12 protein-coding genes are annotated in these 16,578 nt (G+C 73.7%); 6 read left to right on the top strand and 6 right to left on the bottom strand.

Annotation, left to right across the window (positions count from 1 at the left end; all coding sequences use genetic code 11):
* Nucleotide 1: 1 nt before the first annotated feature.
* The 3 genes from ABZ801_RS09300 to ABZ801_RS09290 all read right to left on the bottom strand — a co-directional run bounded on the left by ABZ801_RS09300 (nucleotide 2) and on the right by ABZ801_RS09290 (nucleotide 3,381).
* Nucleotides 2–796: a hypothetical protein gene (locus tag ABZ801_RS09300; protein WP_360694914.1), complete on the bottom strand. Its 795-nt coding sequence runs from the start codon at nucleotides 794–796 to the stop codon at nucleotides 2–4.
* A 3-nt stretch (nucleotides 797–799) separates the two neighbouring features.
* Nucleotides 800–1,564 (bottom strand): alpha/beta fold hydrolase, encoded by a 765-nt coding sequence (locus ABZ801_RS09295; protein WP_360694911.1) that lies wholly within the window; start codon nucleotides 1,562–1,564, stop codon nucleotides 800–802.
* A gap of 209 nt (nucleotides 1,565–1,773) precedes the next feature.
* On the bottom strand, nucleotides 1,774–3,381 hold the full coding sequence (locus tag ABZ801_RS09290) for a PucR family transcriptional regulator ligand-binding domain-containing protein (RefSeq protein ID WP_360694908.1): 1,608 nt from the start codon (nucleotides 3,379–3,381) through the stop codon (nucleotides 1,774–1,776).
* 158 nt (nucleotides 3,382–3,539) lie between these two features.
* Here ABZ801_RS09290 and ABZ801_RS09285 point away from each other — a divergent pair, with 158 nt between their 5' ends.
* Nucleotides 3,540–4,847 (top strand): aminotransferase class III-fold pyridoxal phosphate-dependent enzyme, encoded by a 1,308-nt coding sequence (locus ABZ801_RS09285; protein WP_360694905.1) that lies wholly within the window; start codon nucleotides 3,540–3,542, stop codon nucleotides 4,845–4,847.
* Nucleotides 4,844–6,394, top strand: coding sequence for a CoA-acylating methylmalonate-semialdehyde dehydrogenase (locus tag ABZ801_RS09280; RefSeq protein ID WP_360694902.1), 1,551 nt, complete (start codon nucleotides 4,844–4,846; stop codon nucleotides 6,392–6,394). Before ABZ801_RS09285 ends, ABZ801_RS09280 begins: the two co-directional genes overlap by 4 nt.
* On the opposite strand, the gene ABZ801_RS09275 is transcribed toward ABZ801_RS09280, so the two are convergent.
* Nucleotides 6,330–7,910: a phospholipid carrier-dependent glycosyltransferase gene (locus tag ABZ801_RS09275; protein ID WP_360694899.1), complete on the bottom strand. Its 1,581-nt coding sequence runs from the start codon at nucleotides 7,908–7,910 to the stop codon at nucleotides 6,330–6,332. The two genes, ABZ801_RS09280 and ABZ801_RS09275, sit on opposite strands and share 65 nt — an antisense overlap.
* Nucleotides 7,911–9,255: 1,345 nt before the next feature.
* Between ABZ801_RS09275 and ABZ801_RS09270 the strand changes: the two genes are divergently transcribed.
* Complete coding sequence (locus ABZ801_RS09270; protein WP_344948197.1) at nucleotides 9,256–10,476, top strand: ABC transporter substrate-binding protein; 1,221 nt, start codon at nucleotides 9,256–9,258, stop codon at nucleotides 10,474–10,476.
* A 124-nt stretch (nucleotides 10,477–10,600) separates the two neighbouring features.
* Here ABZ801_RS09270 and ABZ801_RS09265 read toward each other — a convergent pair whose 3' ends face one another.
* Entirely contained in the window at nucleotides 10,601–10,873 is a 273-nt protein-coding gene (locus tag ABZ801_RS09265) for a hypothetical protein (RefSeq protein ID WP_344948199.1), read from the bottom strand.
* 320 nt (nucleotides 10,874–11,193) lie between these two features.
* On the opposite strand from ABZ801_RS09265, the gene ABZ801_RS09260 reads away from it, so the two are divergent.
* Nucleotides 11,194–12,678: a HAMP domain-containing sensor histidine kinase gene (locus tag ABZ801_RS09260; RefSeq protein WP_360694894.1), complete on the top strand. Its 1,485-nt coding sequence runs from the start codon at nucleotides 11,194–11,196 to the stop codon at nucleotides 12,676–12,678.
* A 137-nt stretch (nucleotides 12,679–12,815) separates the two neighbouring features.
* Here ABZ801_RS09260 and ABZ801_RS09255 read toward each other — a convergent pair whose 3' ends face one another.
* Complete coding sequence (locus tag ABZ801_RS09255; protein WP_360694891.1) at nucleotides 12,816–13,799, bottom strand: peptidase; 984 nt, start codon at nucleotides 13,797–13,799, stop codon at nucleotides 12,816–12,818.
* A 325-nt stretch (nucleotides 13,800–14,124) separates the two neighbouring features.
* Here ABZ801_RS09255 and dxr point away from each other — a divergent pair, with 325 nt between their 5' ends.
* On the top strand, nucleotides 14,125–15,306 hold the full coding sequence (gene dxr, locus ABZ801_RS09250; protein WP_344948498.1) for a 1-deoxy-D-xylulose-5-phosphate reductoisomerase: 1,182 nt from the start codon (nucleotides 14,125–14,127) through the stop codon (nucleotides 15,304–15,306).
* Between the two features lie 52 nt (nucleotides 15,307–15,358).
* Nucleotides 15,359–16,552 (top strand): site-2 protease family protein, encoded by a 1,194-nt coding sequence (locus ABZ801_RS09245; RefSeq protein WP_360694888.1) that lies wholly within the window; start codon nucleotides 15,359–15,361, stop codon nucleotides 16,550–16,552.
* Nucleotides 16,553–16,578 lie beyond the last annotated feature (26 nt).

Below are 16,578 nucleotides of genomic sequence, written 5' to 3'. Positions count from 1 at the left end.
CTCACGCCCACAGATAGAGTCCGCGCCCCGTCCGCACGACCGCCCCCATCCAGTCGAAGAACTCCTCCAGCCACGGATCCTCCGCGCCGGTGTCCCCGTCCCACGGCGGCCAGCCGCGCCTGAGACCGCTGGGCACGCTCCGGTTGAACGCCCTCTGGGCGGCGCCGAGCAGTTCGGCGTGGTGGACGACCGCCTCCCACCGCTCGTCCTGGCCGGGCTGTGGACGGTCCTCCTCCGCCGAACCCGGTGCGGGACCCGGTGGCGGAACGCTCGGCGCGGGCGGCAGGGCCAGCACGTCCTCGCGTGCCCGCAGGAAGCGCGGCTTGCGGGCCCACGCGTTGGCCCGCCCCTCGGTGGCGCGCGCCGCGTCGGCCAGTTCCCGCTGGGCCTCGGCCAAGTCCCGCGCCGTGTCCCAGGCCCGCAGCCGCCGCAGGTAGTGCCGGACGCGCCCGGCCCGCACATCCTCGTACCACCCCCTCCAGCGCCCGTACGCCTCCACGGCCTCGCGCGGCGGCAACGTGGTCCACGCGGCGTCGCGCCACTCGGGCGGGAACCGCGGGTTGCGGCCGACCACCATGACCCGGAAGGGCCGCCCGTCGACGAGCAGCAGCTCGCGCAGCCGCCGGTCGACATCCCGGAACCGCCGCGCCGCCGCGTCCTCGTCCGTCCCGGCGGGACGCGGACGCGACGTCAGGCCGAGCAGGCGCACCAGCCGCGCGTGCTCGGCGGCCAGCGACGCCAGTTCCCGCGGGTCGGCCCCGTCGCGGACGGCGGCGGGCACCCAGTCCACGCCCATCGGTCAGCGGGACAGCAGGTCGCGCACGAGCGGGCCGACCTGCGCGGGACGGTCGATGAACAGCATGTGGCCCGCGTCGATCTCCGTCACGGTGAACGCCCCGTCCAGCGCCTCGCGGCATGCCGCGACGAACTCGGGCCGCACCAGCCCGGCCCGCACGGCGATCACCAGATGCGTCGGGACGCCCGGCGGCGGCGCCACGGCCGGACGGGCCATCTCCGAGAACGCCGTCACGACGGCGGCCGGCTCGAAACGCCAGCGCCACCGTCCGTCCGGACCCCGCTCCAGGTGCTCGGCGACCTCGTCGTCCACCGCCTGTGCGGGCGCGTCCGGCCAGCCGACCGCCCGCGCCGCCAGCGCCTCGCCCGGGTCGGCGTACGAGGCCGTCGCCAGCGACTCGTGGGCCCGCTCCCGCATCCGGGCGGGGTCGAGCCCGATCGCCGGATCGAGCAGCACGAGCCGTCCCACCCGGGTGGGCGCCACCCGCGCCAGGTGCACGGCGATCATCCCGCCGTAGGAGTGCCCGACGACGTCGGCCCGGTCGACGCCCTCGGCGTCCAGCAGGGCCAGCAGGTCGGCCGCGTGCCGTTCCACATGCCACGGCGCGTCATAGGTGGAGCGCCCGTGCCCCCGCAGATCCGGCGCGACCACCCGCCATCCCGCGAGGTGCTCCTCGGCCAGGCACCGCCACCGCGCGCCATGCCCCTTGATCCCGTGCAGAGCCAGCACCGGCCGCCCCTCCCCGTACCGGTGCACGTGCAGACTCATCGCCGCCGTCCCGACGGCGGCGCGGCGGCGAACCGCACAGCGTCCATGGCGTCGTCCATGGCGTTCTGCCCTTCTCCACGACCTGAGGCTGCCTTCACCACCCGGCGTTCCCGGCCGTCACCCAACGTATCCGGCGGCCCCCCCGTCAAAGCCGTCCGCGCACCACGCTAGACGGTCGTGCGCGGCCGAGGGCGGGGGGCTCGCGCCGCTCAGGAACGTTCCCAGCGGAGGGAGGCGAGGGCCAGCAGGGCGACATGGAGGGAGACGCAGGACTCCACGTCGTCGAGGTCGGCGTCGAGGACGCGTTCGATGCGGCGCAGGCGTTCGTAGAAGGCGGGGCGGGACAGGTGGGCGCGCTGGGCGGCGACGGCCTTGTTGCGGCCCGAGTCGAGGTAGAGCTCCAGGACGCGGGTGAGGTCGCTGCCGCGCTGGGCGTCGTACTCCAGCAGGGGGCCCAGTTCGCGTTCGACGAAGGTCTGGACGCGGGCGTCGTCGCGCAGCAGGTGCAGCAGGCCGCGCAGGCGCAGGTCGGGCAGGCGGTAGACCAGGCGGGTGCCGGAGCCGCGGGCGGCCACGTCGGCGACCTGCTCGGCCTCCAGGAAGGAGCGGCGCACGTCGCGGACCGACTCCACCACCGAGCCCGCGGCCATGACCACCTCGCCGTCGGACTGCTTGCGGACGCGGGTGGCGACCTCGGTCAGCACCGTCTCGACGTCGGCGCGGGCGGGCAGGGAGGCCAGGACGCCGACGCGGGCGTGCGGGCCGTCCTCGTCCAGCACGCCGACCAGGGCGGCCAGGCGGGCGTCCTTGCAGGCCGCCGACGCCGTCTCGGCCAGCCCGGACAGGGCGCCGGAGGCCGGGCCGGTGCGCGGGCGCAGCACCACGCCCAGCAGGCGGCGGCCCGACAGCGGCACGCCGAGCGCGCGGGCGCGGGCGGCGGCCTCCTGCGGGTCGGCGTAGGAGTGGGCGAGGATCCGCGCGATGATCGTGCCGTGCGCCTGCCGCTCGATGCTCTCGGCGTGCCGGTCCAGCAGGCGGCCGAGCGCCAGGGTGGTGGCGGCGCGTTCGATCAGGACGGTCTCGCGGGGCGTGGGCGGCCGCCCGCAGGTGAGGATCAGGCGGCCCCAGTCCTCGCCGCGGGCGCCGACCATGGTGACCAGCCAGCCGGACGCCTCGTCGTAGCCGGTGCGCCGCTCGGGCCGCACCGCGCGCGAGCGCGTCTCCCAGGCCGACAGCAGCTCGGCGGGGTCGCCCGGGCCCGCGTCGGCGGCCAGCACCTGGTGCGACAGGTTCTCCAGGACGACCGGGTGCCCGCCGAGCGCGGCGACCTGCCGGACGACCTCGTCGGTGGAGGCGCCCTCCACCGACAGCCGGGTGAAGATCTCGTGCAGCTGCTCGGAGGCGCGCAGCTCGGCCATCTGGTCCTGCAGGATGCGCGCGTGCACCGACTCGGTGATGTCGACGAACGCGGGCTCGTGCGCCAGCATCACCACCGGCAGGCCGTGCTCCTCGGCGGCGGCCAGCAGCGCCGGCGGCAGCGACCGGGCGTAGCGGCGGCCCAGCTCGATCATCAGGCCGCTGACGCCGACCTCGGCCAGCTCCCCGATGTAGGCGCGCAGGCTGGCGGGCTCGTCGGGCAGCGCGATCCCGGTGGTGAGCACCAGCTCGCCGCCGTGCAGCAGGTGGGCGATGTCGGTGACCTCGGCCACGTGCACCCAGCGGACCGGGTTGCCGAGCCGGTCCGCGCCCGCGACCACCCGCGGCTGCCCGCGGCGGACCGCGTCGAGCTGGAGGACATCCGCCACTGTCGGGAGCATTTGCCGCGATGATACCCGGCACACTGTCATCCGGTCATTACATGATGTAAAAGGCATTTGGGACGATCGTGGGCCCCGGCAGACCGTCAAGGCGGGGGATGCCGTCCTGACACTCTGCGGGTAGCCCCGGGGCGGGGCCGCGGACGAGACTTGAGGACATGTCGGAACACGCGAATCTGCTGCGCCGTCACCGGGCGGTCATGCCGGACTGGCTGGCGCTCTACTACGAGAGTCCCATCGAGATCGTCGGCGGCAAGGGCAACCGCGTGACCGACGCCGAGGGCAACGGCTACCTCGACTTCTTCACGGGCATCCTCACCAACATGATCGGGTACGACGTGCCCGAGGTGCGGGAGGCGGTGGAGCGGCAGCTGGCCACGGGCGTCGTGCACACCTCCACCCTGTACCTGCTGCGCGGCCAGGTGGAGCTGGCGGAGAAGATCGCCCGGCTGTCGGGCATCCCGGACGCCAAGGTGTTCTTCACCAACTCCGGCACCGAGGCCAACGAGACGGCCCTGCTGCTGGCGGCGGCCGCGCGGCGCAGCGACCAGGTGCTGGCGATGCGGCAGTCCTACCACGGCCGCTCGTTCGGCGCCGTCGGCGTGACGGGCCTGCGCACCTGGAAGAACCTGCCGTACTCGCCGCTCAACGTGCACTTCCTGCACGGCGCCGACCGGCACCTGCCGCAGTTCGCCGGGCTGTCGGACGCCGACTACATCAGGGTGTGCGTCGAGGACCTGCGGCACGTGCTGGCCACGGCCACCGGCGGCGACGTCGCCGCGCTGATCGCCGAGCCGATCCAGGGCGTCGGCGGGTTCACCATGGCGCCGGACGGGCTGTTCGCCGCCTACCAGGAGGTGCTGAGCGAGTACGGGGCGTACTTCATCTCCGACGAGGTGCAGACCGGCTGGGGCCGCACGGGCGCGAGCTTCTTCGGCATCGCCGCCCACGGCGTGACGCCGGACATGATGACGTTCGCCAAGGGGCTGGCCAACGGCTTCGCGGTCGGCGGGGTGGTGGCGCGGCGCGAGCTGATGGACGGCCTGAACGCCAACGGCATCTCCACGTTCGGCGGCAACCCGATCGCCATGGCCGCCGCCAACGCCACCCTCGACTACGTCCTCGACCACGACCTGCAGGCCAACGCCGCCCGGCAGGGCGCGGTGATCATCGGTGGCCTGCGCGAGGCCGCCGCGGGCCTGCCGGTGGTGCGGGACGTGCGCGGCAAGGGCCTGATGTTCGCCGTCGACCTGGCCGACCCGGGCACCGGCGAGCCCAGCCCGCCGCTGGCCGGCGCGGTGATGGAGGAGACCCGGCGGCGTGGTCTCCTGGTGGGCAAGGGGGGCCTGTACGGCAACGCCATCCGCATGGCGCCGCCGCTGACCCTCACCGACGCCGAGGCCTACGAGGGCCTCGGCATCCTGATCGACTCCCTTCGAGCCGTGAACGAGGCCGCGACCGCATGAGCACGCAGACTTCCCCGACCCCCGAGCACGCCGCTTCCGAACACGCCGCCTCCAAGCACGTCACGCACTGGATCGGCGGCAAGCCGTTCGCCGGCGAGGCCGAACGGCGCGGCGACATCCACGAGCCGTCCACCGGGCGCGTGTCCGGCACCGTCGACTTCGCCTCCCCGGCGGAGGTCGACGCGGCCGTCGCCGCCGCCAGGGCCGCCTTCCCCGCCTGGCGGGACGCCTCGCTGGCCGCGCGCACCAGGGTGCTGTTCCGTTTCCGCGAGCTGGTCGACGCCCACCGCGACGAGCTGGCCCGGCTGATCTCGTCCGAACACGGCAAGGTGGTGTCGGACGCGGCCGGGGAGGTGGCGCGGGGCCTGGAGGTGGTGGAGTTCGCCTGCGGCATCCCGCACCTGCTCAAGGGCGGGTTCTCGGAGAACGTGTCGACGCGGGTGGACGCCTACTCGATCCTGCAGCCGCTCGGCGTCGTCGCGGGCGTCACGCCGTTCAACTTCCCGGCGATGGTGCCGATGTGGATGTTCCCCGTCGCCATCGCGTGCGGCAACACGTTCGTGCTCAAGCCGTCGGAGAAGGACCCGTCGGCGTCGGTGCGGCTGGCCGAGCTGTGGGCCGAGGCGGGGCTGCCGGACGGGGTGTTCAACGTGCTGCACGGCGACCGGGTCGCGGTGGACGGGCTGCTCCACCACCCCGACGTCAGGGCCGTCAGCTTCGTGGGCTCCACCCCGATCGCCCGGTACGTGTACGAGACCGCCGCCCGCAACGGCAAGCGCGTGCAGGCCCTCGGCGGCGCCAAGAACCACATGGTCGTGCTGCCGGACGCCGACCTCGACCTGGCCGCCGACGCGGCGGTGTCGGCCGGGTTCGGCTCGGCGGGGGAGCGCTGCATGGCGATCTCGGTGGTGGTCGCGGTGGACCCGGTCGGCGACGAGCTGGTCGCCAAGATCCGCGAACGGGTGGCGAAGCTGACGGTCGGGCCCGGCGACGACCCCGCGTCCGACATGGGCCCGCTGGTCACCCGCGAGCACCGCGACCGCGTCGCCTCCTACCTCGACAGCGGCGTCGCCCAGGGCGCCACCCTCGTCGTGGACGGACGCGAGACCCCCGTGCGGGGCGGACGTGGCGAGGGCTTCTGGCTCGGCCCGACCGTCCTCGACCACGTCACGCCCGAGATGGACGCCTACCGGGACGAGATCTTCGGCCCGGTGCTGTCGGTCGTGCGCGCCGGATCGTACGAGGCCGCCATGGAACTGCTGGCGGCCAACCCGTACGGCAACGGCACCGCGATCTTCACCAACGACGGCGGGGCCGCGCGGCGCTTCCAGAACGAGGTGGAGGTCGGCATGGTCGGCATCAACGTGCCGATCCCGGTGCCGATGGCCTACTACTCGTTCGGCGGGTGGAAGGACTCGCTGTTCGGCGACAGCCACGCCCACGGCATGGAGGGCGTCCACTTCTACACGCGCACCAAGGCCGTCACGGCGCGGTGGCTGGATCCGAGTCACGGCGGCGTGCACCTCGGCTTCCCCACCAACGGCTGACCGCTCCGCCGAGCGCCGCCAGGAACAGGCCGGCGGCCAGGCAGGCGAACGGCGTGGCGGGCAGCACGTAGCGGTAGTCGAAGTCCGCCGAGGCGATCGGGAACACCAGCAGCGTCACCGCCGTGGCCCAGGCCAGGAGCACGGTGCGGCGCAGCCGGGGCGCCAGGAGCGTCCCGGCCGCGCCCACCGCGAAGATCACGCCCAGCACAGGTCCGGGCAGGTACCGGTCCCGCTGGTAGTCGATCATCTTGCCGGCGTGCGGCTGGACGACCCGGCTGGGCGTCGACGTCCGCCCGTAGGTCATGGCGTCCAGCAGGGCCGAGTCGCCGCCGCCCCAGCTCTTGCCCCCCGGGAAGACCTGCGGGTCGGCGGGGAAGTGGTACAGCGCCTCGGTGGCCGCCGTCGGATACGGGAAGCGGTCGGGGCTGAACGCCTTGCCCACCCCGTCGGCGACGGTGCGCAGGTAGTCGCCGGGCTGCGCCAGCATGGCGCGGATCGCGAAGTCCCGCAGGACCTTGTTGGCCTCCGGGGTGACGGTGCTCTCGAAGATCACGCGCGGGGGCGCCTCGCCGCGCCAGATCAGATGCCCGGGAGCGTAGCCCTCCTTCTTCAGCTCGGGGGTGAGGCACAGCCCGTCCTCGTGCATGGGCGGACGGATCTTCGCGCAGTCGGCGAACACCGCCGTGCGTCCCCACAGGTACAGGCCGTCGCTGTTGGTCAGCCCGTAGCTGCCCTGCACCGAGTGGAACCACGCCATGTACGACACGATCGGGACGGCGGCCGCCGCGCCGAACGCGACTCCCGCCCGCCGGCCGCGCCGCCGCAGCAGCAGGCACACCAGGATGACGGGGATCAGCGGCGCCCCCGCGGAGCGGACCAGCACCGCGTACCCGAGCAGCAGCCCGGCGGGCAGCGCCAGCCACCAGGTGGGCCCGGTGCGGGTCCGCCACAGCAGCAGCGTGACGCCGGCGGCGATCAGGAACGTGAACAGCGCCTCCGACATGAGCAGGTGCTCGAGCTCGATCTGGTACGCGTCGTACAGCACCGGCAGCGTGACCAGGGTGGCCGCCCAGCCGGGCAGCCCCGCCCGCCGCAGCAGCAGGTAGATCATCACCGCGACGGCGAGCCCCATGAGGTGCTGGACGACCGCCACGGCGGTGAGGCTGTGCAGCGGCTCCATCAGGTTCAGCAGGAACGAGTACCCGAGCGTCTTGCTGGGCGACGGATGCGGGCGCAGCGCCCGCCCCAGGTAGAAGTAGGAGTCCCCGGTGAACCACAGCACGCCCGGGTAGCCGAGCACCGCCGTCCAGCGCAGGAACACGCCGCCCGCAAGCGCCACCAGGAAGAACGAGTGGGTGCCGAACCAGCGCGCCATGCGTCTCGCGAGCCTGGGCCTGCCGCCCGTCTCCGAGCCCTCGTCTGCGGGACGCGCGGCATCCCCGGACTCCCTCCGCGAGGCGTCGCGGGTCTCGCCGTCGCCGTCCTCGGCCTCGCGCGGTCCGGCCTCCCGGGTCACCGCCTCGGCGTGTGCCGCGTCTGCCGGTGCCGCGTCTGCCGGTGCCGCGTCGTGGTCGCCGCGGCGTCGTGGACGCCAAGCCGGACGAATCGCCCACAGGGGAGTAAATATCGCAAAGGGCCGCCGGGGCGTCGCCGGGCGGCCGGTCGTTTCGTTGATCACCAGGGAGCACACCGTACGGGTCGCCGATGACGCCGGGGTGAACGGCGGATGGCGGGCGGTGAGAAGTCGCTGGTCGGCGGCTCCGGGACTTTCTGCCGGTCGTAGGTTTTCGTCGTGAATCTCCGTCGGCCGGGCCCCGACAAATAATAGCTACAAGTATTGACTGGGTCTGTGGCGGACGACACAATCTGATTGTCCCAATTAAATGGGGCAATTTTCGAAAAGGGTCTTCGGTCGAAGTGCCGCCGCCCGGGAACGGCCGGGCACAGGGAGTCGCGTGATGACTGCTGACGAGCATGCCGCTGAGGTCGACGCGCTCAGCAGACGTTATCCCGGCTGGACCATCTGGTTCGGTCCGAGCACCGGCCGGTGGTGGGCGCTGCCCCCGCGCGAGCGGGACGTCGGCGCCTTCGTCGAGGCCGAGACGCCGCAACGGCTCATCGCACGCATCGAGGTGATCCGACACACCGAGTCCAGGCAGCCGGCGCCCCAGCCGGCACAGCGGCCGCCCGCGCGGCCGACAGGGCCGGTGACCGGGCACGGTCAACGGCCCTCCGAGAGCCCCCGGCCGGACACGCGGCGCCCCTCGAATCTCCTCCGTCTCGAGGGCGGCACCCCGTCGCCGCTCCGCCGGGTGCCGGCGATGGCGTGGCCAGGCAGCACCGCAAGGTGATCCGCTGTTCCCCCACCGCGCCACGTCCGCCGGTGCCGCCGCGGCCCCGGGAAGGGCAGTAGCCCGCGCCATATCCCTCTCCAGCAACCTCCGTGTGTGGCGCGGTCACCAGCACCCGCTGTCCCCCCGGGCCGTGGCGGACTCCCCGTCCCGCGCAATTCTTTCCCCGCGTCGCCGGAAACCGCTGTGCCGGTGCGACCGGAAAAGGCGGGACGATGTGCCCGGAAGACGCCGTTCGCTCCGTTGATTTATTCGGCGCCCATTCTTGTGGGCCGGGAGAACGGCGGTGCCCGGCGGCAACGAGTTTCGTTCGGACGGCGCCGCGTGTCCTCGTGCGCGTGCTCGGCGCGTCCCGCACGCCGCCGCGGTGGAGATCGGGGACGGGCGTGATCCTTCGGCCGGAGACGCTACGCTGCGCCGATGGGGCGGGTCGGCGCCGGGGACGGGCCGCCCGCGGGGAGCCGGGGGCCCGCTGGCCGCGGCGGACACGACACGCGACTCGGGAGCGACATGAGGCTGAGGGCCAAGGTGCTGGCCTCGGGGATGGCCGCGGTTCTGGTCACGGCGCTGGGCGCCTGCAGCGGCGACGAGGAGGAGCCGGTCGGCACGGTGCGGGTGGCGAGCACCCTCGGGCCGGGAGAGGGCGCCCTCAACCTGGTGACCCTGCCCGGCTACATCGAGAACGGCGGCAGCGACCCGCGCGTCGACTGGGTGACGCCGTTCCAGGAGCGCACCGGCTGCAAGGTCGGCCTGAAGGTGGTCGGCACGGCCCAGGACATGGCCGAGGTGATGCAGAACAAGTCCCGCCGCTACGACGGCGTGGCCGCGCCGCCGGAGGTGGCCGGGCGGCTCATCGCCAGCGAGGACGTCGCGCCGGTCAACACCGGCCTCGTCGACGGCTACCGCAAGCTGGAGCCGCGGCTGCGCAACCTGCTCAGGCGCGGCAAGACGGTCTACGGGGTGCCCTACGTGTGGGGCTCCAACCTGCTGATGTACGACACGCGGTCGGCCCAGCCCGCCCCGTCGGGCTGGGCCGCGCTGTTCGACCCCGCGCAGGCTCGCCGGTACTCCGGGCGGCTGGTCATGCGCGACAGCCCGCTGGCCATCGCCGAGGCCGCGCTCTATCTGCGCGGCAAGGACCGGGATCTGGGCATCGGCGACCCGTACTCGCTCACCCGCGAGCAGCTGGACGCCGCCAAGCGCGTGCTGGCCGAGCAGCGTCCCCACGTGAAGATGTACTGGGAGCTGCCCGCCGACTCCATCAGCGCGTTCGCCGGGGGCGAGGCGGCCGTGGGGCAGGTGTGGCCGTACCAGGTGGACGTGCTGAGCCGGGCGGGCAAGTCCGTGCAGGGCGTCGCCCCCTCCGAGGGGGTGACGGGGTGGATGAACGCCTGGATGATCGGCGCGCGCGCGGAGCACCCCAACTGCATGTACCAGTGGCTGCAGTGGACGGCCTCGCCCGACGTGCAGCAGCAGATCGCCGAGTGGTCCGGGGTCGCGCCCGCCAATCCCCAGGCGTGCGGCGGCGACCGGCTGAGGGCCGCCTTCTGCAACGCCTACCACGTGGGCGACCGCGACTACCTCGACAAGGTCATCTTCGCGCACACGCCGTCCCGGCAGTGCGGGACGGCCGACGGCGGCGGCGACAAGGGGCGGCGCGACTGCACCGACTACGCCGAGTGGACCAAGGCGTGGTTCGAGGCCACCAAGGGCGGCAAACGCGTCCCGTGAGCGGGGGAGAGGGGTCTCCGGCGCGCCCGACCGCCCCCAGTCGGGCGCGCCTTACGGGTGGTCCCGGGCGTCCCCCCGAAAGCCCGGGTCACCCTCCTCCATGAGAGACCTCCGTGACGACGGTCTATGTGACGACCGCCGTCCGCGCCGGCTCCGGTTCCCGGACCGGAGTCCCGGCGTTCGTGTCCGGCTCCCCGTCCCCCCGGCGGGGGCGGGGGACAGGGCGGATGGCGGGCGCGCACTCGTCGCACGCGAACACGCCCTGGCCTTCGGGCAGGCGACCGACCCGGACGCGCGGTCTCGGCCACTTCTTGTGACAGACGACGCATGCGTCCCCGTCGCGTTGCGCGGCGGTCAGCGCGCCGGGGTCGAACGTCACCTCGCCCATACGGCCCATCCCTGTCTCCCGTGACGGGTGCCGATGCACGCTTTCCTTTATAGGCGGGCCAGTGTGATGTATCAGTTACCGTCGGTGAAAAGCCGGGCAAAGTTCGGGCCCCGGGGCCGAGGGGCCGCGCCGAGGGCGGTGGGCGTGATGCGATCGGCGGGTACTTTCCCGACCAAAGGTAGAAATCCGGAGAAGTTTCACATTTGAATCGGGAAGTACGCTTTGCCCGACGTTGTACGGGTGGGACATACAAAGGACTCATGCGCGTCACCGCCCCGCCTCGACGTGCGCGGAACGGGCGGCGTTGGCCCCGTTCGCTTCGTGCCAGGGTGACGCTTGCGGCGGTGGGCCTGATCGGCGCGGTGCTGCTGGTCGTGGGCATCGCCGCGGCCGTGCTGGCGCAGCATCTGATCACCTCGCGTCTGACCGCCCACGCCGCCCGGGCCGCTCAGGACACCGCGGCGGCGTACCGCCACGGGGCCACGGCCGGGGTGCTGCCGGCACGCGACGGCGTGACCCTGCTCCAGGTGGTGTCCACCGGCCGCACTCCGCGGGTCCTGGCGGCCAGTGCGCCGCTGCAGAACAGGGCCCCGCTCAGCCACAGCCTGCCCCCTTCGGGGAGGAACCGCGTCGACACCCGGGTCTGCGGCGATCCGGCCTGGCAGTCGGACTGCCTGAACATCGTCGGATACCGGACCGCGGTACCCGGGCACGGCACCGTGATGGTGTACGGCGCCGTGCCCGAGCCGTGGGCGCTGGGCAGCCCCGTCCCGGCGGTCACCGTGGCGGGACTGTGCATCGTCGTGGTCATCGTGGCCGCCGGGGTGACCTGGCGCGCCGTGGGCCGCACGCTGCGTCCGGTCGCGCAGATGGAGACGGCCATGTCCGAGATCACCAGCACCGACCTGAGCCGCCGCATGCCGGTGCCCGACAGCGCCGACGAGGTGGCGCGGCTGGCCGCCACGCTCAACGCCACGCTGGACCGGCTGCAGCGGTCGGCCGAGCAGCAGCGCCGGTTCGTCGCCGACGCCTCGCACGAGCTGCGCACCCCGCTGACCGCCCTGCGCACGCGCGTCGAGCTGGCCCTGGCCGCCCCCGAGGAGAGCGACCTGCTGGAGACGCTGCGCGAGTGCCTGGACGACGCCGAGCGGCTGCACCACATCGTCGAGGACCTGCTGGCGCTGGCCCGGCTGGACGCCGGCGTGGAGCCCGCCCGCGTCCCGCTGGACCTGGGCCGGCTGGTGGAGACCGAGCTGGCCCAGCGGTCGCCGCGGCTGCCGGTCTCCGCCCGCGTCGATCCGGGCGTGCGGGTGGAGGGCAACCGGCTGCAGCTCGCCCGGCTGCTGGTCAACCTGCTCACCAACGCCGACCGGTACGCCAGCGGCCACGTCGAGGTGGTGGTGCGGGCCGAGGGCGAGGAGGCGGTGGTGGAGGTCTGCGACGACGGCCCCGGCATCCCGTCCGCCGACCGGGAACGGGTGTTCCAGCGCTTCACGCGGCTGGACACCGCGCGCAGCCGCGCGGCCGGCGGCACCGGGCTGGGCCTGACGATCGCGCGGGACATCGCCGTCGCGCACGGCGGGAGGCTGTACGTCGCCGACAGCCTGCGCGGTGCCCGGCTGATGCTGCGCCTGCCCCTGCTGCGCGACGCGGACCGTCCCGGCCCGGTGCCGTCATCGGACCGGTCCGTCCCGCCGGCGCCGCCAGAGGACCCGTCGGCGCCGCCCGGGCCGTCCCGGCCGGTCGCCGCACAGGGATCGCAGCAGTCGAGGTGGGGGGCGTGCCAGCCGGACGGGCCCGGCAGGCGCTTCTAGCTCGGCGAGCGCTCCTGGTGCGGCCGACGTTCCTGGATGAGCCCAGGTGACGGAACGGCCCGGCGGCCGGTGCGCGGGGGGAGACACCGGCCGCCGGGCCTCCGGGAGGACGGCGGGCCCAGCGGACTCTGAGAGGCCTACGAGGACTGCGCCGCGTTGTAGAGGTTCTGGGCGTCCGTACCGAAGTACGGGCCGAACATGTGGGTCGGCAGGAAGTTGTACTTGAAGCTGTTGACCGAGTTCTGGATGCCGGTGCCCGTGGACTCGTCGAAGCTGATGAACCACGGCCCGCCGCTGGACCCGCCGGTCATGTCGCAGGCGAGACCGTGGTCGTTGCTCAGCAGGAAGTCGTCGATGGACCGGCCGCTGCAGTAGATGAGCGCGGACCCGTCGTAGGGGTCGGCCGCCGGGTAGCCGAAGGCGTACATGTTCTGCCTGCGCGGCTGGTTGAACGCGATGCCCTGGCCGCCCACGACGTCGACGAGCTTGCGGCCGTCGAGCTCGTTCACCACGGCCGCGCCCACGTCGTAGTTGAGGTCCTCGCTGGCCGTCCACTGGGGGGTGGCGAGCGTCTTGCTGGCGGTCCACGTGCCGTGGGGGCGGGCGCCGTTGTCGTAGCCCGGCACGAACACCCAGTTGGTGTGCCAGGCCCCGTCCAGCTTGACGCAGTGCCCGGCGGTGATGACGGTGCTCTTGTTGGCGCTGGTCACCGCGTCCCCGGAGCACGAGGCGGTACGGCCCTGATAGGTGAAGAACACCCGTCCCGCCGTGTGCGTCACCTTGCCGCCCCCACTCCAGGGGCTGCCGCCGTTGGGGATGGACAGGGCGGAGGGAGGCAGCACCTTGGCCAGCCCGCGCCGCACCTGTTCCAGGGTTCTCTTGTACTTGGGCTTGAACAGCTTCTCCATGGGGACGGCCGACCGCATGCGTTCGGTCGTCCAGAACCGCAGCACGCGCTGCTGCTCTGAGTTGTCGGACGCCTGCACCCGGGTCACCGGGCCGGGGGACGTCGGGAGGAGGGGAGCGGCGGGGGCGGACGCGTGCGCGGGGACGGTCAGCAGGGGCACCAGCGCGGCGCCGCCCACCGCGGCCACGGCCGCGTTGCGCAGAAGGCGTTTCATCTGGTCTCCGGAGATCGGGGGGAGACGGGGGGTAAAGGGATCGGGAAAAGAGGTGTACGCCTGTGAGCGGACGGTAGTTTCGCCTTCTATGTCCGGACTAGTGGCATAACTCCACAAATGCCGGGGGTGGGATCCGTATCTTTGGGCGTCACCGCATTTCAGCCCGGGGGTGCGGGCGAGCGGCGCGGCCGCTGACGGCCGCGCGCGGGACCGTCCGCCCATGGCCGACAATGGACGGGTGACCGCAGACTCGAACGCCGCCCCCGCCCCGGCCGACGGGCCCGCCGGGGGCGCCGAGGGCGCCGCAGGCGCGCGCGACGTCGTCGTGCTCGGCTCCACCGGCTCCATCGGCACGCAGGCCCTGGACGTGATCCGCCGCAACCCCGGCCGGTTCCGGGTGACCGGGCTGGCCGCCGGCGGCGGCCGCGTCGACCTGCTGGCCCGGCAGGCCCTGGAGTTCCGGCCCGAGGTCGTCGCCGTGGCCCGCGCGTCCGCCGCTCAGGACCTGCAGCTGGCGTTCTACGCCGAGGCCAAGCGGCACGGCTACGCCTCCGGCGACTACGCCATCCCCAAGATCGTGGCGGGCCCGGAGGCCGTCGCCGAGGTGGCCGCCTGGCCGTGCGACGTGGTGCTCAACGGGGTGACCGGCGCGCTCGGCCTGGCCTCCACCCTGGCCGCGCTGGACGCGGGCCGCACCCTCGCGCTGGCCAACAAGGAGTCGCTGATCGTCGGCGGCCCGCTGGTCGCCGAGCGCGCCCGGCCGGGGCAGATCGTCCCGGTCGACTCCGAGCACTCCGCGCTGGCCCAGTGCCTGCGCGGCGGCCGCGCCGCCGAGGTGCGGCGGCTGGTGCTGACCGCCAGCGGCGGGCCGTTCCGCGGCCGCAACCGCGCCGAGCTGACCGACGTCACCCCCGAGCAGGCCCTCGACCACCCCACGTGGGACATGGGCCCGGTCGTCACGATCAACTCCGCCACGCTGGTCAACAAGGGCCTGGAGGTCATCGAGGCGCACCTGCTGTTCGACGTCCCGATGGACCGCATCGAGGTCATGGTGCACCCGCAGTCGGTGATCCACTCGATGGTGGAGTTCGTGGACGGCTCGACCCTGGCCCAGGCCAGTCCGCCCGACATGCGCCTGCCGATCGCGCTCGGCCTGGACTGGCCCGAGCGCGTCCCGGACGCCGCCCCCGCCGTCGACTGGACCCGCGCCCACACCTGGGAGCTGTTCCCCCTCGACGACGAGGCGTTCCCCGCCGTGGCGCTGGCCCGCCGCGTGGGGGAGCGCGGCGGCACCGCCCCCGCCGTCTACAACGCGGCCAACGAGGAGTGCGTGGAGGCGTTCCGCGCGGGCCGCCTGCCGTTCCTGGGGATAGTCGACACCGTCGCGCGGGTAGTGGAGGAGCACGACACGGGCGGACCGCAGGCCCGGCTCACGCTGGACGACGTGCTGGCCGCCGACGCATGGGCACGGGCGAGGGCGCGCGAGCTGACCGCACGCGACGGCTGACGGCCGCTCCTTCCCGGGGTCCCGGGCCCGCCCCGCCGCGGGAAGGAGCGCGATGGCCTTTCTCCTCGGCGCGATCGCCTTCGTGGTCGCGCTGCTGGTGTCGGTGATGCTGCACGAGGCGGGCCACCTGCTGACCGCCAAGCGGTTCGGGATGAAGGCCACCCAGTTCTTCGTGGGCTTCGGCCCGACGCTGTGGTCGCGGCGCGTCGGGGAGACCGAGTACGGCGTCAAGGCCCTGCCGCTGGGCGGCTTCGTCCGGATCGTGGGCTACACGCCGCTGGAGCCGGTGCCCGCCGCCGACCGTCCGCGCGCCTTCTACCGCCAGCCCGCCTCCCGCCGCGTCGTCGTGATCGCCGCCGGGGTGGTCGCCAACTTCGTGTTCGCCTTCGTCCTGCTCATGGTGCTGGCGATGGCCGTGGGGGTGCGCCAGCCCGGCACCGCCACCACCACGGTCGCCCACGTGTCCGCCTGCGTCCCGGCCGCCCTGCGGCAGCCGTGCGGACCCGGCCGCCCGCCCTCCCCGGCCGCCGCCGCAGGCCTGCGCCCCGGCGACCGCGTCGTGTCCTACAACGGCACGCCCGTCAGCGACTGGGCGCGGCTGCGCACCGCCATCGGGGAGTCCAGGCCGGGCCAGGCCGTCCCCGTGGTCGTGCGCCGCGGCGACGCGCAGATGACCGTGTCGCTGCGTCCGGCGCAGGTCGAGGGCAGGCCGTTCGTCGGCGTCTCCGCGCGCGTCGTCGGCCAGGACTACCGGCGCACCGGCCCGCTCGGCGCCGCCGGGTTCGCCGTCGCCGGCATCGGCCAGACCCTCGCCGGCATCGGCCAGGTGGTGGTCGACCTGCCCGCCGCCATCCCCAAGCTGTTCTCACCCGAGCGCGCCAGCACCCCGGGCGGCCAGGTCGGCAGCGTGGTCGGCGCCACCGACATCTCCGGGCAGATCTTCTCCGCGCACGCCTCCTGGCGCGACAAGATCGCCCTGTTCCTGTCGCTGGTGGTCTCGCTGAACATCTTCCTCGGCGCGCTCAACGTGCTGCCGCTGCTGCCGCTGGACGGCGGGCACCTGGCGGTCGTCGGCTACGAACGCGCCCGCGCCCGGGTGGCCCGCGCCCGCGGCCGCCCCGACCCCGGCACCGTCGACATGACCAAGCTGCTGCCCGTCACCTATCTGGCCGTCATGCTGCTGGTGGGACTGGGCCTGCTGCTCATCCTCGCCGACCTGGTCAACCCCCTGCGGCTGCCGCGCTGACGCGGAACGTCCGCATCCGGTCACAC

Source organism: Actinomadura sp. NPDC047616 (genome assembly GCF_040642915.1).
In the GTDB taxonomy this organism is placed as follows: Bacteria; Actinomycetota; Actinomycetes; order Streptosporangiales; family Streptosporangiaceae; genus Spirillospora; species Spirillospora miaoliensis.
The sequence above is the reverse complement of the archived record's forward strand: the minus strand, read 5'-3'. Positions and strand labels throughout refer to the sequence as shown.